21 protein-coding genes are annotated in these 23,624 nt (G+C 71.9%); 9 read left to right on the top strand and 12 right to left on the bottom strand.

Features of this window, described 5'->3' with window-relative positions:
• Positions 1–43: 43 nt before the first annotated feature.
• Positions 44–727 (bottom strand): TetR/AcrR family transcriptional regulator, encoded by a 684-nt coding sequence (locus ACFFRH_RS25855; protein WP_386160167.1) that lies wholly within the window; start codon positions 725–727, stop codon positions 44–46.
• Between the two features lie 298 nt (positions 728–1,025).
• On the opposite strand from ACFFRH_RS25855, the gene ACFFRH_RS25860 reads away from it, so the two are divergent.
• On the top strand, positions 1,026–1,979 hold the full coding sequence (locus tag ACFFRH_RS25860) for an NAD(P)-dependent alcohol dehydrogenase (protein WP_386160169.1): 954 nt from the start codon (positions 1,026–1,028) through the stop codon (positions 1,977–1,979).
• Positions 1,980–2,112: 133 nt separating this feature from the next.
• Here ACFFRH_RS25860 and ACFFRH_RS25865 read toward each other — a convergent pair whose 3' ends face one another.
• From ACFFRH_RS25865 to ACFFRH_RS25875, 3 genes are all read right to left on the bottom strand, one after another.
• Positions 2,113–2,511 carry a hypothetical protein gene (locus tag ACFFRH_RS25865; RefSeq protein ID WP_386160171.1) on the bottom strand — a complete coding sequence of 133 codons (399 nt, stop codon included), beginning with the start codon at positions 2,509–2,511 and terminating at the stop codon, positions 2,113–2,115.
• A gap of 146 nt (positions 2,512–2,657) precedes the next feature.
• A complete protein-coding gene (locus ACFFRH_RS25870; RefSeq protein ID WP_386160173.1) occupies positions 2,658–3,980 on the bottom strand; it encodes a hypothetical protein in 1,323 nt (440 codons plus the stop codon).
• A gap of 167 nt (positions 3,981–4,147) precedes the next feature.
• Positions 4,148–4,858, bottom strand: coding sequence for a TetR/AcrR family transcriptional regulator (locus ACFFRH_RS25875; protein ID WP_386160175.1), 711 nt, complete (start codon positions 4,856–4,858; stop codon positions 4,148–4,150).
• Positions 4,859–5,002: 144 nt separating this feature from the next.
• Between ACFFRH_RS25875 and ACFFRH_RS25880 the strand changes: the two genes are divergently transcribed.
• The 6 genes from ACFFRH_RS25880 (at position 5,003) to ACFFRH_RS25905 (ending at position 12,148) form a co-directional block, all read left to right on the top strand.
• Entirely contained in the window at positions 5,003–6,649 is a 1,647-nt protein-coding gene (locus tag ACFFRH_RS25880) for an ABC-F family ATP-binding cassette domain-containing protein (RefSeq protein ID WP_386160177.1), read from the top strand.
• A 259-nt stretch (positions 6,650–6,908) separates the two neighbouring features.
• Complete coding sequence (locus ACFFRH_RS25885) at positions 6,909–7,784, top strand: hypothetical protein (protein WP_386160179.1); 876 nt, start codon at positions 6,909–6,911, stop codon at positions 7,782–7,784.
• A gap of 482 nt (positions 7,785–8,266) precedes the next feature.
• A complete protein-coding gene (locus tag ACFFRH_RS25890) occupies positions 8,267–8,782 on the top strand; it encodes a hemerythrin domain-containing protein (RefSeq protein ID WP_386160181.1) in 516 nt (171 codons plus the stop codon).
• Positions 8,783–8,913: 131 nt separating this feature from the next.
• Positions 8,914–9,357 (top strand): hypothetical protein, encoded by a 444-nt coding sequence (locus ACFFRH_RS25895; RefSeq protein ID WP_386160183.1) that lies wholly within the window; start codon positions 8,914–8,916, stop codon positions 9,355–9,357.
• Between the two features lie 113 nt (positions 9,358–9,470).
• Entirely contained in the window at positions 9,471–10,856 is a 1,386-nt protein-coding gene (locus ACFFRH_RS25900; protein ID WP_386160185.1) for a PLP-dependent cysteine synthase family protein, read from the top strand.
• Entirely contained in the window at positions 10,853–12,148 is a 1,296-nt protein-coding gene (locus ACFFRH_RS25905) for an MFS transporter (RefSeq protein WP_386160187.1), read from the top strand. The genes ACFFRH_RS25900 and ACFFRH_RS25905 overlap by 4 nt, the downstream gene beginning before the upstream one ends.
• 240 nt (positions 12,149–12,388) lie before the next feature.
• Here ACFFRH_RS25905 and ACFFRH_RS25910 read toward each other — a convergent pair whose 3' ends face one another.
• On the bottom strand, positions 12,389–13,729 hold the full coding sequence (locus ACFFRH_RS25910; protein WP_386160189.1) for an aminotransferase class V-fold PLP-dependent enzyme: 1,341 nt from the start codon (positions 13,727–13,729) through the stop codon (positions 12,389–12,391).
• Between the two features lie 228 nt (positions 13,730–13,957).
• On the opposite strand from ACFFRH_RS25910, the gene ACFFRH_RS25915 reads away from it, so the two are divergent.
• Positions 13,958–14,509 (top strand): DinB family protein, encoded by a 552-nt coding sequence (locus ACFFRH_RS25915; RefSeq protein ID WP_386160191.1) that lies wholly within the window; start codon positions 13,958–13,960, stop codon positions 14,507–14,509.
• Positions 14,510–14,552: 43 nt separating this feature from the next.
• Here the strand turns inward: ACFFRH_RS25915 and ACFFRH_RS25920 are convergent, their stop codons facing one another.
• Complete coding sequence (locus ACFFRH_RS25920; RefSeq protein ID WP_386160193.1) at positions 14,553–14,981, bottom strand: hypothetical protein; 429 nt, start codon at positions 14,979–14,981, stop codon at positions 14,553–14,555.
• 327 nt (positions 14,982–15,308) lie between these two features.
• Positions 15,309–16,025 carry a polyprenol monophosphomannose synthase gene (locus ACFFRH_RS25925; RefSeq protein ID WP_386160195.1) on the bottom strand — a complete coding sequence of 239 codons (717 nt, stop codon included), beginning with the start codon at positions 16,023–16,025 and terminating at the stop codon, positions 15,309–15,311.
• 359 nt (positions 16,026–16,384) lie between these two features.
• Between ACFFRH_RS25925 and ACFFRH_RS25930 the strand changes: the two genes are divergently transcribed.
• On the top strand, positions 16,385–17,629 hold the full coding sequence (locus tag ACFFRH_RS25930; protein WP_386160197.1) for a hypothetical protein: 1,245 nt from the start codon (positions 16,385–16,387) through the stop codon (positions 17,627–17,629).
• A 128-nt stretch (positions 17,630–17,757) separates the two neighbouring features.
• Here ACFFRH_RS25930 and ACFFRH_RS25935 read toward each other — a convergent pair whose 3' ends face one another.
• From ACFFRH_RS25935 to ACFFRH_RS25955, 5 genes are all read right to left on the bottom strand, one after another.
• On the bottom strand, positions 17,758–19,254 hold the full coding sequence (locus ACFFRH_RS25935; RefSeq protein WP_386160199.1) for an aldehyde dehydrogenase family protein: 1,497 nt from the start codon (positions 19,252–19,254) through the stop codon (positions 17,758–17,760).
• A 363-nt stretch (positions 19,255–19,617) separates the two neighbouring features.
• Positions 19,618–20,484: a (2Fe-2S)-binding protein gene (locus tag ACFFRH_RS25940; RefSeq protein WP_386160201.1), complete on the bottom strand. Its 867-nt coding sequence runs from the start codon at positions 20,482–20,484 to the stop codon at positions 19,618–19,620.
• Positions 20,485–20,709: 225 nt separating this feature from the next.
• On the bottom strand, positions 20,710–22,074 hold the full coding sequence (locus tag ACFFRH_RS25945; RefSeq protein ID WP_386160203.1) for an FtsX-like permease family protein: 1,365 nt from the start codon (positions 22,072–22,074) through the stop codon (positions 20,710–20,712).
• Positions 22,071–22,733 carry an ABC transporter ATP-binding protein gene (locus ACFFRH_RS25950; RefSeq protein ID WP_386160205.1) on the bottom strand — a complete coding sequence of 221 codons (663 nt, stop codon included), beginning with the start codon at positions 22,731–22,733 and terminating at the stop codon, positions 22,071–22,073. Before ACFFRH_RS25950 ends, ACFFRH_RS25945 begins: the two co-directional genes overlap by 4 nt.
• On the bottom strand, positions 22,726–23,250 hold the full coding sequence (locus ACFFRH_RS25955; RefSeq protein WP_386160207.1) for a PadR family transcriptional regulator: 525 nt from the start codon (positions 23,248–23,250) through the stop codon (positions 22,726–22,728). The genes ACFFRH_RS25950 and ACFFRH_RS25955 overlap by 8 nt, the downstream gene beginning before the upstream one ends.
• Positions 23,251–23,624: the final 374 nt, after the last annotated feature.

Here is a 23,624-nt window from a genome sequence, read left to right on the forward strand (position 1 = left end):
TCACCGGGCGCGTCACTCGCCGGAGACGGCGCGGCGCCATCGGCTATCCGGCGGAGCACGCCGGCGGGAGGCCGGGCATGTGCCGCAGTCCGAACGGGGGCGCCGGCGGGAGGGGGACGTCCCGATCGAGGTGATCGGCCTGGAAGGACTGGAGCAGGTAGGCGACGAGCCTCCGCGACGCCGTGAGCGCGTCCTCGGTGGACCCGGCGACGATGCCGCCGTTGGCCATGAGCAGCAGCGCGAGGTCCGCCTGCTCGAAGTCCGCGCGCAGGCGTCCGGTGGCCTTGGCCCGCCGTGTCAGCTCGGCGAAGCCCCGCTCGGCGCGGACGCGTTCACGTTCGTAGTCGACCGCGTCGGGGAAGGCCGTCAGGAACGCCGCGGTGAATCCCCGGTCGGTGGCCTGCATGGCGCACACCTTCTCGATGACCGTACGGAATCCGTGCCACGGGTCGGGGTCGGCGAGGGCGTCGTCGACGACCGACACGCACGCCTCCATCTGGTCGGCGAACACCTCGGTGATCAGCGACTCCCGGGTGGGAAAGCGCCGGTAGAGGGTGGCCACCCCGACACCGGCCCGGCGGGCGATGGCGGCCATCGGCACGCCGGGCCCGAGCGTGGCGAACGCCTCGCGGGCGGCCTCCAGGATGCGGTTGCGGTTGTGCAGCGCGTCCACGCGGAGCCCGGCCGTGTCCGCGGGGCGCGGCATCCGAGAGGAACTGATTGACATGTTTCTCACATTATCCCAAATGGAGCATCCTCTCCGTTTAACCGATTAGCCTGGCGATACGTGGAAATCACCGCCTGTTTCTCCCGGGCGCGTGGAGTTCGTCCCGGATCGACGACGGCCGTCGCGGCCACGGGAACACGACGCCGGACACGGCCCGCGCCCTCGCCCGATCAGCGAGGTGCCCGGAGCCCGCCCGCGTTCCCTCGCGACGCGTCACCGGGGGACCTGACCGACATCACGACCATGCGGAAGCCCGGCGACAGGCCGGGCGGATTGGACGACGAGGACAGTGAGCGAGATGCGCGCGGCCCGGTACGACAGGTACGGCCCGCCGGAGGTGCTGTACGAGGGCACGTTGCCCAAGCCGGTCGCGGGTCCGGGTGAGGTGCTGGTGCGCGTACGCGCCACCAGCGTGAACGGAGGCGAGTTCCTCGGCCGGACGGGAAAGGTACGGCTGATCACGGGACGGGGCTTCCCGAAGGGCACGGGGATCGACTTCGTCGGCGAGGTCGCCGCCCTGGGCTCCCCCATGTCCGGCCTCACCGTGGGTGACCGGGTGTGGGGGACACTGCCCAGGGGCTCCTTCGGAAGCGCCGCCGAGTTCGTGGCCGTCCGCCCCCGGCAACTCGCCTTCGCCCCGGCGGGGCTCGACCCCGCCCAGGCCGTGACCCTGCTCGCCGGAGGCACGACGTCGATCACCGCCCTGCGCGACAAGGCCCGCCTCAGGGCGGGAGAGCGGCTGCTCGTGCGGGGGGCGAGCGGCGGGGTCGGCAGCGTCGCCGTCCAGCTCGGACGGGCGTACGGAGCGCACGTCACCGCGCTCGCCGGGGCCGGGAACCTCGACTTCGTACGGGACCTCGGCGCCCACGAGGTCTTCGACTACGCGACCACCGGCCCGGCCGACCTCGGCACCTTCGACGTCGTTCTCGACACCGCGATCGGCACCGAGCTCGGCGCCTTCCGCCGCCTCCTGGCGCCGGGAGGGCGGATGGTGTCGATCACCCTCGACTACCGGCACGTGCTCTCGTCCCTGTCGTACGTCCTCGCGTCCGCCGTGTTCGGCCCGCGGCGCGTGCGGTTCTTCAGCGGCAACCCCACCCACCGGCTCTTCGCCGATCTGACCGGGCTGGTGGAGAGCGGGGCACTGCGGCCGGTCGTCGACACGATCCATCCCCTCGCGGACATCGCCAAGGCCCACCGGGCACTGGAGGCCGGCGGCGTACGCGGCAAACACGTCATCCTCATCGATTGACGGAGAGGTACGGAAAGGTACGGGAGGACGCGGAAAGACGCGGAAAGGTCCCGCCGCCCGTACCCGGCGCGGCGGGACCCTCGGGGCCCTCGACGGCGGGATCCTTGGCAGCGGGACCCTCGACGGCGCGGGGTCAGGCGCGGCGCAACCCGACGTACTGGAGCTCGGCGAAGACACCCACCAGGAGAGCCTGGGCCAGGACGAAGGCGACGCCCAGCGGGTTGGGGTCCACCCAGCCGGTGAACAGCAGGAGGACGCTGTCCACCGTCCACAGCGCGTTGAGGGCGATCAGCGCCCGGACGCCTCCCCGGGGCGGGACCGGGCGGGTGGCCAGGTAGACGACGAACGCCGCGACCGGCAGCAACCCGATCCCGGCCCAGCGGACCAGCGGCTCGGGGAGCCCGAACAGCCCCGCGAGCGGGGTCGCCGCGACGGCCAGGACGAGCGCGAACCCTCCGGTGAGGAAGGCGTCCGTCCACAGCACACGGGTCAGCAGGGGGGTACGGCGGGCGGTGGGAGTGGTGGTGCTCATCGGTGTCTCCTTCGCTGAAGGTTCCGGCTTCCGCTTCCGGCTTCACGGAAGCGGAAGCCGGAAGCCGGAAGCGGAAGGTGTCGGGGCTTCCGACTCCCTCAGCACACCGCCTCACCCACTGCCATCTGCAGACATGGCACTGCCATTCACTGCCAGTTCTCCCTGCGAAGATCGTCGGCGACGAGTTTGGCCGCCGCGTTCTGCCAGTTGTAGAGCGTGCGTTCGGGAACCTCGCGGACGAACCAGTCGAACGCCTGCCGCTCGACGGCGGTGAGCCCCCCGCGCCCGGCCCCGCGCCGGTAGGGACGCAGCCCCCGGACGTACGGGAAGTACAGGACGTTGTAGAACCGCCACTCCTCGCTGGTGCCGAACTCCCCGTCACGGGGCTTGAGCCGCTGGATGCTCTCCAGCAGCAGGCGCTTCAACTCGGCCGCCCGCTCCAGCGGGATGTCACCGGTGATCCGCGCCTCGATCACCGGCAGGTTCGCGAGCGGGCTGCCGGCGAGCTTGCCCAGATCGCCGTAACCGGCCAGGGCACGCCGCGTCAGCCGGACGAACTCGGCCTCGTCCGGTGGCGGCGGCCCCTGCTCGCGGCGCGGCAGCGCCTCGGACGTCTCGCGCAGCTCGGCCCGCTCGCGGCGGATCTCCGGATCACCGGGGAAGGCGATCCGGTCCAGCGCCCGGTGCACCGGACCGGCCAGCGTCTGCACGGCGACGGCCACCGCGATCACCCCGAACAGCAGCGCCGAGAGGGCGGGCGTGGACCCGCCGAGCGTGACGGCCAGCGCGACCTGGCCGCCGGACGCCACGGCCACGACGGCCGCCCCCAGCAGGGATCTCAGCATGTCGCGCCAGAGCGCCTCGCCCGCCTGGAACGCGCTGGACATCGCGATCGCCACGCCCAGCAGGACCATGTCCACGTCGACGGCGATGACGGCGAGCAGGCCGGGCGGGCCGAACAGCGGGAACATGAGCAGCGCGGCCCCCTGCAAGAAGAACAGCGTGGCGACCGCCGCCAGCCACCCGGCCCTCGGCGGCCTGGCCCGCACGAGCAGCACCAGCACCCCGGCCAGCGGCCCCAGCAGCAACACCCCGGTCACCACCCGCGCCGCGAGGCTCACCTCCGACACCAGGCCGGACACCAGCAGCCACGCGACCGCCGCGAGCGTGAGCGGGACGAGCCCTCTGGACCAGACCCGGTCCAGCCGTTCGCCGCCGGGGACGAGGGTGAGCACGGCCCCCGTCCAGAGCAGCGCCGGCAGGTGGACCAGCGTGGCCTCGACCGCGTCCAGCACCTCCGCGGCGGGACCCGGTACGGCGGTGAGCATCTGGGCGACCGCCAGGGCGGCACCGTAGACCAGCAGCCCCAGCCCGGCCCGTCGCGGCCCGCGCTCCCGAGGGTCCCGTGCGATCACGTAACACCCGAGCCACCAGGTGAGCCCGAACACGGCCGCGACGGCGAAGAGCATCCCGCCTCCCTTCCCGGCCGCGAGCGTACCGGCCGCGCGCTCCGGCCCTGTCAGCAGGTGAATCGGGAAGCCGTACGGGAGCGGCGACGAGAGAGGGTGATTTCCCTCAAATCCGGACAAATGCCTTTACATTGTAGATCAACGGATTTGAGGGGCAAGACCCGCTCTCACCGGATCCGCGACTCGATGCCGTCCAGCAGGTAGTCCAGCCCCGCGGCGAACACCGGATCCCAGTCGTTGCCGATCGGGGATCCGTGCGCGGCGAGCGTCGGATACAGCTCACGGCGGGTCCGCACGTGCAGGTCGGCGGCCCGCCTCCACTCGGCCTCGCCGTACCCGGCACCGGCGACCTGCATCGTCGCGGAACCGATGACGTAGTTGGCCAGGGCGTACGCGGCGGCGGTCAGGCGGGGGCCGGTGAGACCCGCGCCCGCCAGCACGGCGTGCAGGTGTTCGGTGCGGGCCAGGACGTTGGGACCGAGCAGGGGCCGGTCCAGCACCGTCACCGACCACGGGTGGCGCAGCATGGTGTCACGCCAGCCGGTGATCAGGGCGACGGCGTCGTCGCGCCACGCGCCCCTCCCCCCCGGCGGGACGGGCACCTCGCCGAACACGGCGTCGAGCGCGAGATCCAGCACGTCGTCCTTGGTCTCGACGTGCAGGTAGAGCGTGGTCGCGGCGGTCTCCAGCCGCTCGGCGAGGCGCCGCATGGTCAGCCGGTCGGCCCCCGCCTCGTCCAGCAGCTCCACGGCCGCCGCCACGATCCGCCCGAGGGTGACGACCGGCTCGGCCCGGCCCGCGCGCGGGGGACGCAGCCACACCCCCGGCGCCGCCTCACCGCTCCGGCGCCGCGTTCTCCTGCCCGGCGTAGCGCTCACGATCCTCCGATCCCGTCTCTCCCACTCCGGAGATCCTAATGGCCTGAGAAACGACCCGATCAATGTTCATAGTGTATGACCAATGTTCTAACTGCGGTTTCTCTCCAGCGCGATGGGGACCGCCACCTTCGAGGGGACGCCACCGTGGGACATGTCGAGGCCGACGAGCTGACCTACGTGCTGCCGGACGGGCGGCTGCTGCTCAACGAGGTGTCCTTCCGCGTCGGCGACGGCGTCACCGCGGCGCTGGTCGGCCCCAACGGCGCGGGGAAGACCACCCTGATACGGCTGATCGCCGGTGACCTCTCCCCCTCCTCCGGGCGGATCATCGCGTCCGGCGGGCTCGGGGTGATGCGTCAGTTCATCGGGGGGCTCCGCGGGGGCCTGACGGTCCGCGAGCTGCTGCTGGCGGTCGCCCCGGAACGCGTGCGCGCCGCGACCGCCGAGCTGGAGCGGGCCGAGCGCGCGATGCGGGAACGCGACCTGGAGGGGACCCAGCTCGCCTACGCCCGCGCCCTCGGCGAGTACGCCGACGCCGGCGGCTACGACATCGAGGTCACCTGGAGCGCCTGTACGACCTCCGCCATGGGCGTCGGCTACGAGCAGGTGGCGGACCGCGACGTCGGCACGCTGTCGGGCGGCGAGCAGAAGAGGCTCGCGCTGGAGGCGCTCCTGCGCGGCCCCGACCAGGTCCTGCTGCTCGACGAGCCCGACAACTACCTGGACGTCTCCGGCAAGCAGTGGCTGGAGGAACAGCTGGAGGCCACCCGGAAGACCGTCCTGCTCGTCTCCCACGACCGCCGGCTGATCGCCGACACGGCCACCCGCGTCCTCACCGTGGAGTCACGCGGGGTGTGGACCCACGGCGGGGGCTTCGCCACCTACGCCCAGGCTCGACGCGACCGCAACGAGCGCCTGCACGAGCACCGCCGCCGCTGGGACGAGGAGCACGCCCGGCTCAGGAAACTGGTCCATACCCTGCGCCAGAAGGCGACCAACAACGACTCCGTCGCCTCCGCCTACCGGGCCGCCCAGACCCGGCTGGCCAGGTTCGAGGAGGCGGGCCCGCCCGAGAGCGCGCCCAGGGAACAGAACGTCCGGATGCGGCTGAGCGGCGGCCGTACCGGCAAGCGCGCGCTCATCTGCACCCGCCTGGAGCTGACCGGCCTGACGCGGCCGTTCGACGTCGAGATCCACTACGGGGAGCGGGTGGCGATCCTCGGCCCGAACGGCTCCGGCAAGTCCCACTTCCTGCGGCTGCTGGCCGAATCGGGGAGCGGCGCGCTCCCTCCGGCCTCCGGGTCGCCCGCGCCGGTACGCCACCGGGGCACCGTGGAGCTCGGCGCCAGGGTCGTGCCCGGCCACTTCGTCCAGACGCACGCCCGGCCCGACCTGGCCGGGCGGACTCCCGCCGACATCGTCACGGCCGCCGGGTCGCTGACGCTCAACGACGCCATGGCCTCCCTCGCCCGCTACGAGCTCGCCCCCGCCGGGCGTCAGCCCTTCGAGACCCTCTCGGGCGGCCAGCAGGCACGCCTGCAGATCCTGCTGCTCGAACTGTCGGGAGCCACCCTGCTGCTGCTCGACGAGCCGACCGACAACCTCGACCTGGCCAGCGCGCAGGCACTCCAGGACGGCCTCGCCTCCTTCTCCGGCACCGTCCTCGCCGTCACCCACGACCGGTGGTTCGCCGACGACTTCGACCGGTTCCTGATCTTCGGCGCCGACGGGGAGGTCCAGGAGTCCGGCGAACCCCTCTGGCAGCCGGACCGATCCCGCCGCGCACGGTGACGACCCCAGCCGGAGTCGGCCGGACCGCGACCAAGCCAAACAAAGCCAAACAAAGCCAGACGAAGCCAGACGAAGCCACTGCCGCATACGCGGCGGGCCCGGAAAGGACGGCGGGCCCGGAAACGACGGCGGCGAACGTGTGACCGGTCCCTGCCCCCGGCCCGCCCCGACCGGTCCTGGACGGGCGCGGGCTCGGGGCGGGGGCGGTGTCCGATTCCTGCAAGACGGCCGGGCCAGGCGTCCCGCAGTATGGGACACCATGAGTGACAGCATCTTCGACACCGCTCAAGCCTTCGTCCTCCGCGAGGGGCGCCTGCTCGAACGCCGCCTGTTCGCCACCCTTTTCCAGGCGGCGCCCGCCACCGGGGTGGTGGACGCCCTGCGTGGCTACCGGAACTCGGACGGGGGCTTCGGCCACGGCCTCGAACCCGACAAGCGCTGCCCCGACAGCCTGCCCATCGACGTGGAGGCCGCGTTCCAGACACTGCTCGCGGCCGGCGTGCCGGCGACCGGCCCGCTGGTGCCGGAGGCGTGCGACTGGCTGGCGACGGTCGCCGCGCCCGACGGAGCGGTGCCGCTGTCCCTGCCGGTCATGGAGGCCTACCCGAGGGCCGTGCACTGGTCGGAGTGGACGTACACACCGGGGCTGAACCCGACCGCCGGGCTGGCCGGGCTGCTGCACCGGATGGGCGTGGAGCATCCGTGGCTCACCCGGGCCACCGACTGGTGCTGGTCGGCACTGGAGAAGGGCTTCCCCGACGACGCGCACGCCATGTCCGAGACGCTCGTGTTCCTCGAACACGTCCCGGATCGCGATCGGGCCGAACACCTCGCCGAGCGGGTGGGCGAGTGGCTCCCCCAGCTGCAGTGGTACCGGAGCGACCCCGCCGACCCGGAGTACGGGGTCACCCCCCTGCACCTCGCTCCCCACCCCGACAGCCGCTGGCGCCGGCTGTTCTCCGACGAGGTGATCGAGGGCCACCTCGACCGGCTGGCGGCCGACCAGCAGCCCGACGGAGGATGGGCCATCACCTGGGAGCCTCCCGGCGCGGCCGCCACCCTGGAGTACCGGGGTGTCGAGACCCTGCGGGCCCTCCAGGTGCTCAGCGCCTACCGGAGGGTGCCGTCGAGCTGACGGAAACCGGCCATGGCGCCGCGATAGTCCCGGCAGGCTCGTCTTCCCGATCCGTCGTGACCACGACCGCCGACCGCGGCGCCACGGAAAATCCCGGTGAGCTCGTCCTCCCGATCCGTCGTGACCACGACCATCGACCGCCGCGCCGCGGAGAGTCCCCGGTGAGCTCGTCCCCCCGGTCCGTCGTGACCACGGCCGCCGACCGGGCCGGTGGCGGTCCCCCGCGGACCACCGGGCCGTCGCCGTTCTCCTCACGCTCACCCAGTGCTCCGGGTGGTCACGACGCCCGGCCACCGGGCCGTCCCCGCGACGTCGCCCCCTTGGTGCCGTCATCCGTCCCCGGCCGGGGACGGCACGCGGGCGGAGCACGGCCCGGCGCGATTTGACGGATCGGCGCGACGATGATGGAGTCCCTGCCAGCGTCGCGGTGTACCCGGCAAAGAGATCGCCGAGGACATGGAGGCGTGGAACACGGGACGACCATGGAAACACCCGACGGACGCCTGGTGGCGTTCGGCAACCAGCTGATCGAAGTGCACCTCTGGCTCCGCGAGGAGCTCGCCGCGCTCCGCGAGGGCGTCGACGCCTACCTCGACGGCGGCGTGCGACCCCGCGAGCTGCGGGCCCACTGCCTGACCTTCTGCTCCGCCCTGGACCGGCACCACAACGGCGAGGACGACGGCGCGTTCCCCGCGCTCGCCGCCCGGTTTCCCGAGCTCCGCCCGGTGCTGGAGGAGCTGCGCCGTGACCACCGGCTGGTGGAGGACTCCCTCCGGCGGCTGGAGGCGCTCCTCGGCGACCTGGACCGGGAGATCGACCCCGTCACCGCGCGAAGGGAGATCGACAGCCTCGCCGCGCTGATGGAGACGCACTTCGTCTACGAGGAGAAGCGGATCGTCTCGGCCCTGAACGAGCTGAACACACCGGATATATCGAACATATCGGACTGGAATCGCTCCCGGCCCGATTTCCTGCTCACCGACGACGTGGAGCGCTGATCGGCCCCGGCCCTCCCCGCGGGGCCGCCATGACCGCTCCACGCCCCGGTCCCGCCCGAGGCCGCCCACCTGAAGCACGAAATCACACCCCGAATTCAAGCGATCACACAACGTGATGTACGTTTGTGGTCATGATCGTGTCGATGCGGCGAGTCGCGCAACGTGGAGGCGTCGCCTTCACACTGTGCCTGACCGTGCTCGGCATCGTCGTGCTGATCCATCTGGCGCTGTACGCCGCCGCCCACGCTCATGCGGCGCACCACCACGCGCCCGGCGCGCAGACGGCGATTTCCGCCGGGGGCTCGAACACCGATCCCCCCGCCGCGCTGCCGAGCGAGCACGCACCGTGCCCCCGGCTTCCCGTCGATCACGATCATCGCCTGTGTGGCGCGGCCGCCGGGGCGCAGGTCACCGACATGCGCCCTCTGCTGCAGACCGGCCCCGCCGTCACCGGCCCGATGAGCACCGAGGTGTCCGCGACCCCCTCACCACCGCCCACCCAGCGATCCTCGCGGCCCGCGTGCATGCCGCCGGGGGCCGTGCTCCTCGTCCTCAAATCCGTTTCCCGCATGTAGACCGGCCCACCGGGCCGCTCGGCAACGACTCAAGCTCGACACGATCGGCGTGAGCCGTCACTTCCGCGCGCCCAAAAGCGAGTCGAACACATCGCGACCATGGGAAACGGATCATGACATACACACTTAATTCATCGCAGATCGACACCGCCTCGCTCAGCCGACTGATCACCGGGACCACCTGCCACACTCCCGAGCACGTGGTCGGCAACACGCCGGTGCTCTGGGTTCCCGAGATCACCTCGGGGCGGGGGCACGGATTCTGGGCGAAGCTGGAGAGCGGAAACCCCGGGGGGATCAAGGACCGCTCCGCGCTCTACATCGTCGAGCGGGCGCGCGAGCGCGGCCTGCTGCGACCGGGAGCTCCCATCGTGGAATCCACCAGCGGCACCTTCGGGCTGGGCCTGGCACTGGCCGGCATCGTCCACGGCCACCCGGTGACGCTGGTGACCGACCCGGGCATGGAACCGCTGATGCGCCGGCTGCTGACGGCCTACGGGGCCCGCGTCGTCATCGTCACCGAACCGCACCCGGTGGGCGGCTGGCAGCAGGCCCGCCGGCAGCGCGTACGGGAACTGCTCGCCGAGCAGCCGGACGCCTACTGCCCCGACCAGTACAACAACCCCGACAACGTCGCCGCCTACGCGGGACTCGCCGTGGAGCTGGCCGGCCAGCTCGGGCGGATCGACGTCCTGGTGTGCAGCGTGGGCACCGGCGGCCACAGCGCGGGCGTCTACCGCGAACTCCGGCGCTTCTACCCCGACCTGCGGCTCGTCGGCGTCGACGCGGTCGGCTCGACCATCTTCGGCCAGCCCGCGCGCTCGCGGCTCATGCGCGGCCTGGGCAGCAGCATCCACCCGCGCAACGTGGCGTACGAGGCCTTCGGGGAGGTCCACTGGGTCGCGCCCGCGGAGGCGGTCTGGGCCTGCCGGCGCCTGGCCGCGCTGCGGTACGCCACCGGCGGCTGGAGTGTCGGCGCGGTGGCCCTGGTGGCGTCCTGGCTGGCCCGCGCGCTGCCCGGCCACACCCGGATAGCGGCGATCTTCCCCGACGGCCCGCACCGCTACTTCGACACCGTGTTCAACGACGACTACTGCGCCGAACACGGCCTGCTCGGCGTGCCTCCGGCGACGGACCCCGACGAGATCGCCCATCCGGCCGAGCGCGAGCTGACGCGCTGGACCCGATGCGCGACCGTGCTCGACCCGGCCGCCTTCCCGGGAGACGGCGTCGCGGAGACACCCCGGAGCAGCTCGGATGGCGGCGTCGCGGAGACACCCCGGACCGCCCTGGGGGACGGCGTGGCGGAGACACTCCGGAGCAGCTCGGAAGAAGGCGTCGCGAAAACACCCCAGACCAGCCCTGGGGACGGCGACGCGGCGACGCCCTCGGCCGCCTCGGGAGACGGCGCCCGTACCGGAGCCGCCGCTGTCACCACCACCACCGCCGACGCCCCCGGGGAGACGACGCTCGCCGGTGGCGAGGGGGGCCGGCTGTGAGAGGCACCCTGGCCCTGGCCCGCTCCTTCGACCGGCCGGTGAAACTGCTGCTGGTCAACCAGCTCACCATCAACACCGGCTTCTACATGCTGATGCCCTATCTGGCCGGTCACCTGTCGGGAACGCTCGCGCTGCCGGCCGCACTGGTCGGCCTGGTCCTGGGCATCCGCAACCTCAGCCAGCAGGGCATGTTCCTGGTCGGCGGCACCCTCGCCGACAGGCTCGGCCACAAGCCCGTGATCGTGGCGGGGTGCGGGCTGCGCACGGTCGCGTTCCTGCTGCTGGCCGTGGCCGGTTCCCTGCCCGCACTGGTGATCGCCTCCGCGCTGACCGGTTTCGCCGGCGCGCTGTTCAACCCGGCCGTGCGGGCCTACCTCGCCCGCGAGGCCGGAGCGCGCAAGGTCGAGGCGTTCGCCGTGTTCAACGCCTTCTCCCAGGTGGGCATCCTGGTCGGGCCGCTCATCGGCCTGCTGCTCAACGCGGTGGCCTTCAGGCTCGTCTGCCTGGTCGCGGGGGTGATGTTCGCGGTCCTGACGGTCGCCCAGATGCGGGCCCTGCCCGGAAAGACCGTTCCGGAAGCCGGAGGGGACGGGGCGGACGGGGACGGGCGGGGCGTGCTGCCCGCCTGGCGCGGGGTGGCGGGCGACCGGCCGTTCCTGCTGTTCTCGCTGGCCATGGCCGGTTCCTACGTGCTGAACTTCCAGGTCTACCTGGGGCTGCCGCTGGAGATCCGCCGGGTGACGGGCGACGAGCTGGGGATCACCCTCGTGTTCGCCGTCTCCGCGGTGATGACCATCGCCGGTCAGGCCCGGCTGACGGCGTGGGCGACCCGGCGGTGGCGACCGCCGCAGGCCATCGCGCGGGGCCTGGTCGTGATGGGGTTCGCCTTCACCCCACTGGCCCTCGCCGCCCCCTGGGCGGGCACCGCCGTCGTACCGTCCGGGGGTGTCGCCCGGATGCTCGCGCTGGTCCCCGTCCTGGGGGCGGCGGTGCTGCTCAGCCTGGCCACCATGATCATCTATCCGTTCGAGATGGCGACCATCGCCACCTTCGGCGGCCGGCACATGGTGGGCACCTACTACGGGCTCTACAGCACCCTGGCCGGAGTCGGCATCGCCGTGGGCAACCTGCTCACCGGGTGGTCCCTGGATCTGGGCGCGCGGGCCGGCCTGCCGGCCCTGCCGTGGCTGGCCCTGGCGCTGATCGGCCTCGGCTGTGCCGCCGCCGTCGCCGCCCTGGATCGATCGGGACGCCTGGCGCCCTCACCGGAGGGCACCCGGGCGACGGCGTAGTACCCGCACGGGACTTTCCCCGGCCACGGCTCGACCGGAAACCCCGGTGAGGCCCTGAGCGCGGCGAAAGACCCACACGAGCGTGTCGCGGGTCCGCCCGGTGGTGGGCCCGCGACATGGGGCACCCATGATCGCGACAGGGTGCCGCGAACCGGCGGGAACCGGTCTTCCCGGTTCATGCCATCGCCCCCGGCCCGCCCGCTCTTCCCCGCTCATGACGTGGCCCCGGCCCGCCCGCGTTCAGCGGCGCTTCCGTGACGCCAGCTCGCGTACGGCCACGGCGAGCAGGTCGACCTGGTCCCGGGAGGTGAACAGTGCCGGTGTCACCCGGACGCAGTCGCCTCGCACCGGCCCGCCGCGGCGCACCGTGAAGATCCGGTGCCTGTCCATCAGGTCCTTGGCGATCGCGACGTTGTCGGCCTCCGACGTGCGGCCGGTGATCCGGAAGGCGGTCATGGCCCCGTACATGGCGGGGTCCTCGGGGGTGAGGATCTCCAGGTTCGGGAGGTCGATCACCTGGTGCACCCAGCGGTCGCGCAGGAAACGCAGCCGCGCCTGCTTGACCGCGGCGCCCAGGGCGTCGTGGAAGTCCAGGGCGGTGCCGACGGTGAGGATCGAGGCGACGTCCATGGTGCCGGAGTGGACCCGCGAGCGGATGTCACCGCCGGGGTAGGTCTCGTCGGCGAAGGCGGGATCGATGTCGGCGAGGCGCTCCTTGCGAATGTGGAGAAACCCCGAGCCCAGCGGCGCCCCCATCCACTTGTGCAGCGAGAACACGGCGAAATCCGCCGCGAGGTCATCGGCGGTGAAGTCGAGTTGCCCCCAGGAGTGGGCCGCGTCGACGATCACGTCGACACCGTGGTCGCGGGCCATCGTGACGATCTCCGCCACCGGCAGGACGAGTCCGGTGCGGTTGTTCATGTGGCTCAGCAACAGCAGCCTGACCTTCGGATGGTCGCGGAGCGCCCGAGCGTAGGTGTCCAGTGCGATCCGGCGGGTCACCGGCTCGGGGATGGCCATCCGCTCGACGCTCACCCCACGCCGATCGCGCAGCCAGTTCATCGCGTACCGCGCGCTGTGGTAGTCGAGGTCGGCGTACATCACCGCATCGCCCGGCCGCAGCCGGTTGTAGCCGCCGATCAGGTTCTGCAGGGCCTCGGTGCCGCCACGGGTCAGGGCGATCTCCTCATGGGAGACGCCCAGGACGGTCGCGACGCGCTTCCTGACCTGGTCGGCCCGATCGGCGTAGGAGGTGCGCAGCAGGTGTGAGTTCAGCTCGTTCAGCTGGTCCACGTTGCGGTGATACGCCTGGCGCACCGGCTCGGGCATGATCCCGTAGTAGCCGTTCTCCAGGTTGACGAAATCCGCGCTGACCCGGTACTGCCGCGCGACGGTGCCCCAGAAGTCCTCGTCCCCGGCCAGCCGGTCGGCGGGAACACCGGCCGGAACGGCCGGCAGCGCGGGTGGCGGCTGTGGCGGCCGCGGTGACCGCGACCGCGGCCGCACGAGCGGTGGCGGTCCCGCGAGGGAGGCGGCGAACGCACCGAGCCCGGCAACCGCGTGACGCCTGGATATGGTCATCGATCCATCCCCCCGCAGACGGCCCGGCCCCCCGCGGGCCGAGCCACGGCGGTCACCGCGCTCGCGTTTCACCACCGGCTTCCAGTGTGCGGCGACCCGACCTCCCGCCCCGGCATCCATGATGTGCGGGCGTGGCGCGGCCCACCTCGGCCGTGGGGGTACGCGCCCTGTCCCTCCCGCGGTGAAAACCGGTGGCAGGGCGGCCGGGGACGGTGCCAGAGTTCCCGGGTGACCGTACCTCGCGTTGACCTGCTGATCCGGCAACTCGACATCGCATGGGCGCTGTTCGAGTACCACCTGAAGGACCTCGACGACCCGGCCTGCCTCTGGGAGCCCGCGGCGGGCTGCTGGGGCGTCCGGCCGGACGGTCGGGGCCGCTGGGTGGCCGACTGGGAGGTGCCGGAGCCGGATCCCGCGCCGGTCGTCTCGATCGGGTGGCTGACCTGGCACATCGGCTTCTGGTGGACGACCACCCTCGGGCACTGCTTCGGGTCGGGGGCACCCCCGCGCGAGGAGATCACCTGGCCGGGCACCGCCGAGGCCACGGCCGGCTGGCTGCGCGGACTGAGGGACGACTGGCGGGCGGCCCTGCTGCCGCTCACCGACGCCGACCTCGACTCCATGGAGAGGACCGCCGGGCTGCCGTGGGGGCAGGGGCAGACGCTGGTGGACATAGCGGGCTGGGTCACCGTCGAGCTGACCAAGAACGTCTCCGAGATCGGCCTCGTCCGTCACCTCCACGAGGCGCGAAGGCGTGAGCCCGGCGATCTCCAGGTGTGACCACGCGGCACGACGCGTCCTGTCCTCGGCCGCGTCTCGGGGGTCAGGCGTGGTGACGCACCGGAGTGCCGACCGTCTCTTCGCACGATCGGGCAGAGGGCGCGATCTCCGCAGTCCTGGCCGCCCTGATCGTCATGAGGATCACCCGACTCCAGAAGAACCGGCAACCGTCGTTCCCCGCGCGGATGGCCTGAGCGGCTCCCCACAGCGAGTCCGCGGGCACGGGCGCGGCGGCCGCGTCAGTGCCGGCGTCGGCGTCGGCGCGGACGGCTTCGCGGGGGGTGACCGGGAGGCGGCCGTCCACGCCCGCGCCGTTGGGCAGCTCGACGATGTCGTTCCCGGGGAAGACCGGACCGGCTCCCGGATTGACCGGCTCGCCGGGTCGCACCGCCGCGGTCACGGCACAGGGTACGGCGACGGCGCCCATCGTGATCAGCGTCACGAGGATCCCGGTCAGCCCCGAACGGGCCATCTTCCGCGCCACCCCGCGAGATCGATTGGCATATATCATAATATTGTTCTTTTCTTTTGGTATTGTGCCACCCAGACGCATTGAGATGATGCGTCACACCTTTCGACATTATCAATCAGCAGCACAGCACCCGTCGCATGGCATACCGGAAGATCCCAGTGAAGCAAATTTATCAGTCATGAATATGCGCCAAGCAGATATAGCCTGATGTTCATTGATGAAGGCGACATCTGATGCGTTCCCCGGCGGCGCACTCCTCGCACCCGCCACGGGAGACCCGCCCCTGGGGCACGGGACGCGCGGGGATCGGCGCGCCGCGCGGTCTCCTCAACGCTTGAAGATCAACCGCCACGGCATCAGGGCCGACTCCAGCTGCACCCGAAGGCTCATCTTCGAGCTGCCCGCCCGGCGGTCGGAGAAATGGATCGGGATCTCGACGATCGTCATCCCCGCCCTGATCGCCCGATAGTGCATCTCCACCTGGAAGCTGTAGCCCCCCGAGGAGATCGCGCCGAGGTCCAGAGCGGCGAGGCTCTCCGCCCGCCAGATCTTGAACCCGGCGGTCACGTCCCGCAACCCGACGCGCAGGATGGTACGGACGTAGAGGTTCGCCCACCTCGACAGGGCCCGCCGCCGCAGGCTCCACTCGGCGGCCAGCGTCCCGCCCGGCACGTACCGGCTGCCGATCACGCACGCCGCCCCCGTCGCCAGCACGGTGTCGAGCAGGCGCGGCACGGCGTCGACGGGATGCGAGAAGTCGGCGTCCATCTGCACCACGAACTCCGCCCCGGCCGAGAGGGCGGTCTTCATGCCGTCGACGTAGGCGCGCCCCAGCCCTTCCCTCACCTGCCGGTGCACCACGCCGACCCGGCCGGGATGCGCGGCGGCCAGCGTGTCGGCCACCTTCCCGGTGCCGTCAGGGGAACCGTCGTCGACGACCAGGACGCGCAGGTCGTCCAGCGGCAACGCGAGCAGCGCCTCCGCGATGAGCGGAAGGTTGTCCACCTCGTTGAACGTTGGGATCACGACGGTGACGGTGGCCATGTTCGGGGTCAGGGCCTTCCGGGCTCGATGGTCGGATGCTCTCGCCACGGAACGGCACGGCGTTCCCGTCCGGTGGTCTCCGACACCGGACGTGGCAAAAGATCATCCCATGCTAGCGGCCGACGGGCCGGCCGCGCGGTCGGCCCGGAAATGGAGGGCGCAGGTACGGTACGGCGCACCACGGACGGTACGGCGCATCACGAATGGCGCGGACGGCGCGGACGGCGCGGACGGAAAAATCCGTTGCGCAGGTATCAGGGTGACGTATCCTAAAGAATCGTCCATTATTCATGGAACCGGGCAGTGACCGATATCGCAAGGACATTATGCGGGCACAATCCGTATCGGCCTATCAATCCGTGGAAATCAGCTGCGACGAGTCCGGCTCGGAGGGCGAGAAACTCATCGGCGGAAACACCGATGTTTTCACCCACGCCAGCCTGTGCCTGGACGTCGAATCGGCGGCGAGCTGTATTCGGGGAATACGGGACAGGGCCCCCTCTCCGGCGGTGGAGTACAAGGCGAACGTCCTGCTTCGCGAGAAGAACAGGCCCGCCCTCACGTGGCTGCTCGGGCCGTCGGGGCCGATCCACGGGAAAGCCCATGTGCATCTGACCGACAAGACATTCCTCGTCATCGGCAGGCTCACCGGGCTGCTCGCCGGGGAGAGCGGCCCGGAGACCATCGCCGAGACCACTGCGGAGACCGCCCACGCGCCGGACATGGGTCTGCGGCGGGACCTGCGGCAGGACCGGCGGGATCGGCAGATCGGCGCCATGGCCGCCACCCTGTACCGCGAGGGCCTGCGCACGTTCGGGCACGAACGGTGGCGGGCCTTCCTGGAGTCGTCCAACGACCTGATGCGCACCGGGAACGGCCGGAGCACGGGAAACGGCCAGGGCGCCGGGAACGGCCAGGGAACGGGAAACGGCCGGGACACCGGGAGCGGGCAGGGCACAGAGAACGGCCGGGAGGCGGGAAACGGCCACGGCACAGAGAACGGCCGTGACTCCGAGAGCAACCGGGACACCGGGAGCGGCCGGAGCGCGGAGGCGTCCGCCGACACGTTCTTCGACATGGTCGAGGGCCTGCGCCTCGCCGGCGCGGGGAGCGAGGTCGGCGAGATCATGGAACTGTTCCGGCGGGCCAGACCCCGGGTGGACTCCTTCCTGGCACGGCTTCTCGACGACCCGCGGACGGTCCCGTCGCTGGATCCCCTGATCCCGGCCATCGTCCGGGCCGTCGCCTACTGGGGCGGGGGCACGAGGCCCGTCTCGATCGTCCATGACCGCCAGACCACGCTGACGGAGGAGCGCGTCGCCCGGATCAGGGAGATGCTGGGCGAGCCACGGCCCGACGGGCTCCCCTGGTCGCCGACGGCCCGGCTGTCCGGCCTGAGGTTCGTCGCCTCGTACGCGGACGCGCGGATCCAGGTCGCCGACCTCCTCGCCGGAGCGGCGAGGAAGATAGCGTCGGACGAGCTCAACGGCCGGGGCGACGCGGAGCTCACCGCCCTGCTGCGACCGTACGTGGACGCGTCCTCGATCTGGGGGGACGACCGGAGCTGGTCCCTGCTGGAGTCCGCGTCCGGCATCCGGCCATGAGGACGTCCCGCCGGAAAGGGTCCGGTCGTTCCGCCGGGGACGTGGAGCCGACGCCCCCGGCGGAACGACCGGACCCGCGCCCGCTCACCTGTCGTACGGTGCGGGCACGGGTCCGGTGTGCGGTGTGATCAGGTCTGCAGCTGGGTGCAGACGGACTTCACCTCGGTGTAGGCGTCGAGGGCCTGGTGGCCCATCTCGCGGCCCCAGCCCGACTGCTTGTAGCCGCCGAAGGGCAGGGCGGCGTCGAAGACGTTGTAGCAGTTGATCCAGACGGTGCCCGCGCGGATCTTGCCGGCGAGGGCGTGCGCCTTGGAGATGTCGCGGGTCCAGATGCCGGCCCCCAGCCCGTAGTCGGTGGCGTTGGCCTCCGCCGCGATCTCGTCCAGGTCGGAGAAGGGTGAGGCGACCACCACCGGCCCGAAGATCTCCTCGCGGACGACCTTCATCTCCGGGCGTACGTCGGTGAGCACGGTGGGCTGGACGAAGTAGCCCCGATCTCCGTACCGGCTACCGCCGGCCAGTGTCTGGACACCGTCCTCGCGTCCCGAGTCCAGGTAGCCGGTAACCCGGCGCAGTTGCTCGTCGGAGACGAGGGGGCCCATCTGCGTGTCGGGCTCCATGCCCGGACCGAGCCTGATGCCCCGGGCGATCTCGGCGACGCCTTCCACCACCTGGTCGAACCGGTCACGCTGGACGAACAGCCGGGATCCGGCCACGCAGCACTGGCCGTGGTTGAAGAAGATCGCGTTCGCCGCGCCCTGGATGGCGATGTCGGGGTCGGCGTCGTCGAAGACGATGTTGGGGCTCTTGCCGCCGAGTTCCAGGGTGACCTTCTTCAGGTTGCCCGCCGCGGCGTGCACGATCAGCTTGCCGACCTCGGTCGAGCCGGTGAAGGCGATCTTGTCCACGCCGTCGTGCGCGGCGAGCGCCGCGCCGGCGGTCTCGCCGTACCCGGGCAGGACGTTGACCACGCCGTCGGGCATCCCGGCCTCGGCGATCAGCTCCGCCAGCCGCAGGGCGGACAGCGGGGTCTGCTCGGCGGGCTTGAGGATCACGACGTTCCCGGTCGCCAGCGCGGGCCCGAGTTTCCAGGCCGCCATCAGCAGCGGGAAGTTCCAAGGGATGATCTGGCCGACCACGCCGACCGGCTCGCGCAGGGTGTAGGCGTGGAACGCGGCGCCCGGCATGTACGGCACCGACAGCGCGATCGTGTTGCCCTCGATCTTGGTCGCCCAGCCCGCCATGTAGTGGAACAGGTCGGCCGCGAGCGGAACGTCCGCGGCCCGCGCCACGGCCACCGGCTTGCCGTTGTCCAGCGATTCGAGCTGGGCCAGTTCCTCGACGTGCTCCAGGATCAGGTCACCGATCCTCCAGATGATCCGGCCCCGCTCCGAGGCGGTCATCCGTGACCAGGGTCCCTGCTCGAAGGCCTTGCGAGCGGCGCGCACCGCCCGCTCGACGTCCTCGGCGTCGGCTTCGGCGACGTGCGCCAGGGTCTGTCCGGTAGCGGGGTTGGGGGTCGCGAAGGTCCTGCCGGACGCCGCGTCCACCCACTGTCCGTCGATGAACAACTTGTGGGGGGTGGTGATGAAGTCCTCGACGCTCTTTTCCAGGGTTACCGTCATCAGCGTCGGCTCCCTTCCTGTTCAGAGACGCTGTGCCGGACCGCGCGCCCGCCCGCACCGCGAAACCGTCCGGGGTGCGTGAACGCTCGGCCCGATGAACAATTCCTGTCAATCAGACTACGGACGAAGTGAGAGCACAAGGACTCCCGTCTCCGCCCGGCCTCGGTCGCGTGGAACCACCCGCGCCGTCGTCACCCACCGGCTGCCCACACCTCTCCTCGTTGCTCCTCCCCGGACGGTAAGGCGGTGAAGCGGTAAGAGGACCGGACCCGAACGGGAACCCGGGTCACGTCCGGATACGGCCCGGACGGCCGGGGGCCGGGGGGGCGACGCGGACGGCAGGGGGTCCGGGGGGCGACGTGGTCATCGGCCGGACTCCCGTGCGGCTCGCGCCCACCGCTCGCGACGGATCCCGGGATCGACCAGAACGCAGTCGCCGCACATGCCTCCGCCGGGCAGGCGGTAGTACAGGCAGCAACTGCGCCGGGCGAAGAGAGGATGGCCTGGGACGGGTTCGGCCAGTTCGCCGGTGCCGCGCAGCAGGCCCGTGCCCAGCAGTTCGCGGCCCAGCGCCACGGCCTTGGCGGCGAGCCCGGGGCGGTGGCGGCCCAGTTCGAGGAGGGTGCCCACCAGGGCGGAGGCCGCGTTGCCCCACAGCAGGCCGGGAGCCGTCGGCACGACCCGCCGGACCGTCTCGGCGAGCGGCTCCAGCAGCCCGGTCACCACGGTGCGGTACAGCGGCCCGGTGATCCGCGCGGGGTCGCGGACCTCCCACCCTTCCAGGTGGGCGGCCCGCAGCGGCAGCGGGCCACCGGCCGCCGCCCGCCAGTACACGTGCCGGGGAGCCAGGTCGATGAGCAGGTCGTGGGCGACCGCGGCGCCGAGCGACGGCGACCAGAAACGGGCGGCCAGCCCCTGGAAGAGGATGGAGGCGGCCACCCGGGTCTCCACGGTGCCGAGCCGTCCGGCCATGTCCGCGACCCGGGCCCGCACGGTGGCGGGATCGGCGAGCAGGCCGGTGAGCGGCCGCCAGCCGGGCTCACCGGGAACCGGTCCGAGGTCCAGTCCGAAGTAGCCCCCGGCGGCGGAGACGTCCGCGACCGCCGCGGCGACCGTGGCCGGGGAGGCGGGAAACGATCCCGGCGCTCCTGACCGGACGGACGGCACGGCGACCACGTCCTTTCTGGGGGAGCCCGGCGAGACCCGGGACGGCTCAGGACCAATGCTCATGAGCTCAAGACTCGCGCGTCCAGGCCCGCAGGCCCAGAACTCACGCCCCCGAAACCCATGCACCGGAAACCCACAAACCCACGCCCCGCGAACCCAAAACCCGTGCACCCGAAACCCGCGAACCGCGAATCCAAGACCCGCGGACCCGAGACCCGCGAACCAGAGGGGAGCGCCGGAAGGACTCGGGAAGAGTCACCCCCATACTCACACACCCCCGGCTCCCCCTCACTCGTCCCGGAGTTCCTCCGGCCGCAGCGCCCGGCGCAGGATCGGCCGGGCGGCCCGTGCCACCAGCATCGCGGCCAGCACCCCGATCCCCACCATGAGCACCGCCCGGACGGCGGCGGCGGCGAACGCCTCCGGCACCTCGCGGTAGATGTCCCACAGCGACAGAACGACCACTCCCACCCCCGCGACGGCGGCCACGACGCACACCGGCGGCGCCGCGATGAGCGCCTGCCGGGTGAGGACCCGGCCCAGCGCGGGACCGGGCGCGCCCGAGGCGGCCAGGGTCGCGAACGAGCGCCGGTGGTCCAGCAGGGCCTCCGCCTGGTGCACCACGAGGGCGGCGGCCGAGGTGACCAGCGCGACCAGCAGGGCGAGGTCCACGAGCAGATAGGCCACGGTCTCGGAGGAATCGAAGCCGCCCCGGAAAAGAACGAACCCCTGCTGGGCGCCGACCGCGGCGCCGAAGAACACGGTCAGCCCCACCACCGACAGCGCGCGGGCCCACCCCCGGGGATCGGCCCCGACCATCCGGGCCGCCAGCAGGGTCTCCGCCGCCCCGGTCCGGTCACCGACCCACCGGGCGACCGCCCTGACCAGCCACGCGGCCCCGAGGACCAGGCCGAACAGCAGGAGCACCATGCCGGTCGTCATGGACAGCACCGCGGCGTACGGCCCGCCGGGGAACTTCCCCTTGCCGACGAACCCGGCGACGAACAGCCCGACACCCACCGCGACCAGCTTCAGGTCGCGCACCCGGGGACCGGCCGGGGATGTCCGCCGGACCACGCCCAGGGGTGAGGTCACCACGTGCCGCCCCGCCTTCAGCCCGGACAGCGTCCCGGCGAGCGTCACCGCGGCGAGGATCGCCACGATCTGCGCCGCGGGGACCAGGGGCACCGCACCCTCCAGCGCCCCGGCCAGCGCCAGGTTCGCCACCAGGTACAACGCGACACCGCACACCCCGCCCAGCAGGGTCCGCCACCCGCTCTCGTACGCCCCGAGCAGGCGCACCTCGCGCGGTGTGGCCCCGGCCAGCCGGAGCGCGGCCAGCCGCCGCTCCCGCGTCGCGGTGGCCAGGCGGCTCACCTGGTAGACGAAGGCCATGGTGGGCACGACCAGCAGGGCCAGCGCCAGCGCGGTGATCAGCCGCGCGTCCCGGCCGGAGAAGAAGCCCAGATACTCGATCCGCGTCTCGGTGAGGAAGCCCTCGGGGTGGCGCGAGACGCGGAGCCCGAACGCCAGGAGGTTCGCCGCCACGCACAGCAGGAAGGTCGCGAGCGCCGCCCCCGCGGTCATGAGGTGCCCCCGTACCCGCTGGCGCCGCGATCCGCCCCTGGCGAGCATCAACGTCACGGCGATCACACGGTCACCCCGGCAAGCCTGCCGTCGCGCAGCGCGATCTCCCGGCCGGCGTAGGCGGCCACCCGGTTGTCGTGGGTGACGATCACCAGCGTGGTGCCGTCCGCGCGGGCCGTGCCGACGAGTTCGTCCATCACCCGCTCACCGGCCAGCGAGTCGAGCGCGCCGGTCGGCTCGTCGGCGAAGACCACCCGAGGGCCGGTGACCAGGGCGCGGGCCACGGCGACCCGCTGCAACTGGCCGCCGGACAGCTCGCCGGGCCGCCGGGCCGCGCAGCCGGCCACGTCCAGCCTCTCCAGCCGGGACCGGGCGGCCAGCAGCGACTCCTGGCGCCCGTGCCGGTTGAACAGCAGCGGCAGCGCCACGTTCTCCTCGGCGGTCAGCTCGGGGACCAGCCCGCCCGACTGGAAGACGACACCGAAGCTCTGCCTGCGCAGCATCGTGCGCTCGGCCTCGTCGAGGGTGTCGACGCGCCGCCCGTCGAAGTGGACCTCCCCCGCCTCGGGGCGAATGATCCCGGCCAGGCAGTGCAACAACGTCGATTTGCCAGAACCACTCGGCCCGGTGATCGCGACGATCTCCCCGTCGCCGATCTCCGCGGACACACCGTCCAGCGCGACGGTCCCGGCGAAGGTCTTGCGCAACGCACGTGCCTCAAGCATCCATCTCCTCCTTCAGATCCGCGAGTCGTTCCATGGCCGTCTCGATCCAGCGCAGGTCGGCGTCGAGGTGCTGGAGCGCGTAGTCGGCGGCGAGCACCTGCGCGGGGGACCCCGAGGCCCGCTCCGCGGTGAGCTCGCGCATCCGCGCCAGATGGGCGGCGCGCTGCCTGACCAGGTAGCCGTCGGCGGCGCCCCCGGCGACGATCGCCACCACCACGCGCGAGACGAGCGCGCTGGAGACGTGCGGCGCGGGTGTCTCCACCTGTTCCAGCCATCGGGCCAGCTCGGCCAGCCCCTCCTCGGTGATCGCGTACACCGTGCGCTCGGGGCCGCTCTCCCGCACGGTCTCCGCCACCTCGGCGAAACCGTCCCGTTGCAGGCGCTGCAACGTCGCGTAGACCTGTCCGTACGCGAGCGGCCTGGCGCCCGGCAGGCGCTGGTCGTGCTCGCGTTTGAGCTCGTAGCCGTGCTTGGGCCGCTCGGCGAGCAGCCCGAGCATGACGTGTCCGGTAGACATGATCGCGACTATACATTCAATGAATACATCAGGTGAATAGTTGGGCGCCGATCACCCGGCACCGCGGGCGGCGGTCGAGCACCGGGACCGAGTCCGTCCCCGCGCGATCGACGCGTTGCCTCGGCGCGTCCCTGGCGCTACGGTTGATCTCGTGACTGCCGGGTCGGCCTTGGGCCAACAGCGAGTAGGGCACCCGGCCGAGGCGTGAGCCCCGGGCGGGCCAGAGGCCCACCCCTTCTTTCCTTCCGCGCGTTCAGCGTGACTCCCCCGTGGTCCCCACCTCGCGGTCTCCGCGTCCCAGGTGGCGACCGCGTCCCGCGTGATCCCCACGTGCTCTCACGGTGCCGGTCGTCGTAGGCCGTCGCCGATCTGGC

It is taken from the genome of Streptosporangium vulgare (assembly GCF_042428775.1).
GTDB classification, from domain to species: domain Bacteria; phylum Actinomycetota; class Actinomycetes; order Streptosporangiales; family Streptosporangiaceae; genus Streptosporangium; species Streptosporangium vulgare.

Bases quoted from the DNA above. Each gene is read 5' to 3' on its own strand.
- ACFFRH_RS25855 (WP_386160167.1), bottom strand. From the start codon at position 727: ATGTCAATCAGTTCCTCTCGGATGCCGCGCCCCGCGGACACGGCCGGG.
- ACFFRH_RS25885 (WP_386160179.1), top strand. From the start codon at position 6,909: ATGAGTGACAGCATCTTCGACACCGCTCAAGCCTTCGTCCTCCGCGAG.
- ACFFRH_RS25910 (WP_386160189.1), bottom strand. From the start codon at position 13,729: ATGACCATATCCAGGCGTCACGCGGTTGCCGGGCTCGGTGCGTTCGCC.
- ACFFRH_RS25865 (WP_386160171.1), bottom strand. From the start codon at position 2,511: ATGAGCACCACCACTCCCACCGCCCGCCGTACCCCCCTGCTGACCCGT.
- ACFFRH_RS25890 (WP_386160181.1), top strand. From the start codon at position 8,267: ATGGAAACACCCGACGGACGCCTGGTGGCGTTCGGCAACCAGCTGATC.
- ACFFRH_RS25935 (WP_386160199.1), bottom strand. From the start codon at position 19,254: ATGACGGTAACCCTGGAAAAGAGCGTCGAGGACTTCATCACCACCCCC.
- ACFFRH_RS25940 (WP_386160201.1), bottom strand. From the start codon at position 20,484: ATGAGCATTGGTCCTGAGCCGTCCCGGGTCTCGCCGGGCTCCCCCAGA.
- ACFFRH_RS25955 (WP_386160207.1), bottom strand. From the start codon at position 23,250: ATGTCTACCGGACACGTCATGCTCGGGCTGCTCGCCGAGCGGCCCAAG.
- ACFFRH_RS25920 (WP_386160193.1), bottom strand. From the start codon at position 14,981: ATGGCCCGTTCGGGGCTGACCGGGATCCTCGTGACGCTGATCACGATG.
- ACFFRH_RS25900 (WP_386160185.1), top strand. From the start codon at position 9,471: ATGACATACACACTTAATTCATCGCAGATCGACACCGCCTCGCTCAGC.
- ACFFRH_RS25860 (WP_386160169.1), top strand. From the start codon at position 1,026: ATGCGCGCGGCCCGGTACGACAGGTACGGCCCGCCGGAGGTGCTGTAC.
- ACFFRH_RS25895 (WP_386160183.1), top strand. From the start codon at position 8,914: ATGATCGTGTCGATGCGGCGAGTCGCGCAACGTGGAGGCGTCGCCTTC.
- ACFFRH_RS25950 (WP_386160205.1), bottom strand. From the start codon at position 22,733: ATGCTTGAGGCACGTGCGTTGCGCAAGACCTTCGCCGGGACCGTCGCG.
- ACFFRH_RS25870 (WP_386160173.1), bottom strand. From the start codon at position 3,980: ATGCTCTTCGCCGTCGCGGCCGTGTTCGGGCTCACCTGGTGGCTCGGG.
- ACFFRH_RS25925 (WP_386160195.1), bottom strand. From the start codon at position 16,025: ATGGCCACCGTCACCGTCGTGATCCCAACGTTCAACGAGGTGGACAAC.